2 protein-coding genes are annotated in these 1,227 nt (G+C 42.5%); both read right to left on the bottom strand.

What is annotated here, in order from left to right; all coding sequences use genetic code 11:
- Positions 1-621 (bottom strand): energy-coupling factor transporter transmembrane component T family protein (locus V7659_RS31600; protein WP_335543925.1); only part of this gene is annotated, 621 nt, incomplete at its 3' end.
- On the bottom strand, positions 611-1,227 hold a 617-nt coding region (locus V7659_RS31595; RefSeq protein WP_335543924.1), incomplete at its 5' end, for an ABC transporter ATP-binding protein. The genes V7659_RS31600 and V7659_RS31595, both read right to left, overlap by 11 nt.

Genomic DNA, 1,227 nt, shown 5'->3' with positions numbered 1-1,227 from the left:
GCCTCTTGCTTCCATCGCAATGGCTAGTCGTTCAGATTTCCGTACGCCTTGCGTGAAAAGGGGGAGTGCATAACGTATAAAGGCTTTCCAGCTGTTTTTTTGCTTGTAACCTCTAATTTTATGTGCAGCCTTCATTTGCTTCAATTCACTTTGAAACAACGGGATAAACCGGAAGCCTGCCAGCATCCCATATGCCCATTTGGGTGACATTCGGCATTGATGGATTAAGCTCATCATAAAGGCCGTCAAATCAGTTGTTGATGTAAAAAGGAGACCAAATGTCACAAACCCAAGCATTCTAAAAGAAATGGTCAGCCCATTTCTTAAACTCTCCTCTGTGATATGAAACCATGCCCATTTCCAAACTGTATGATCTCCCTTGCCAAAGGCCGCCATCATCCAAAACACGAGAATGAAAAAGAGCAGATAAGGTACAAGTCTGGTGATGAGGTATTTCAAATTCCAGCCGCCTAGGACAAGTCCAATTCCAAGTGCAAACAGCCAGATGATGAACGTCGTTTTAGGATCAGAAATCGCCATCAGACAGCACATCGCAAGGAGATGGGCGAGTAATTTCATGACTGGATTTACAGTGGATAGAAAGGAGTGATTACTTTGCAATCGTCATCACTTCCTTTCTTTCAGCCATATAGCGATAATGTAACGGCACTCTCAGCTCACAGGAAGTGACAAGTTCCTGATGAGAAAATAAATCAAAAGGCGTACCATCATAAACATGCTCCCCTTGATGAAAAACAAGCACTTGATCAGCGCACTCATCAACGAGTTCCATATCATGTGTGACCATGATAATAGTGGTGCCTTGTCGTTGACGTTCTTTTAAACGCCGGATTAACTCCCTCGCCGTTTTCTCATCCTGCCCGAAGGTCGGCTCATCTAAAATGAGTACATCCTGATCAAAAAGAAGCATCGTGGCAACACTTAATCTTCTTTTTTGTCCTAAGCTTAAGGTGAAAGGATGCGCGTCTCTATGCTTCTCTAGACCGAACTCTGCCAATAGCTGATTCGTTTTTTCTTGCACCACAGACTCTGGCCAATTTCGCTGTCTCCCACCAAATGCGATTTCATCAAACACTGTGTCCTGTATAAATTGAAGTTCTGGATTTTGAAATACAAAGCCTGCTTTTTCATATAATGTTCGGTCAGACCACTTTTTCAGGTGTTTTCCTTTTAAAAAAATGTGACCTTTCTTTATTGGTTCTAAAC

Source organism: Neobacillus drentensis (assembly GCF_036966985.1).
GTDB lineage: Bacteria > Bacillota > Bacilli > Bacillales > Cytobacillaceae > Neobacillus > Neobacillus drentensis_E.
The sequence above is the reverse complement of the archived record's forward strand: the minus strand, read 5'-3'. Positions and strand labels throughout refer to the sequence as shown.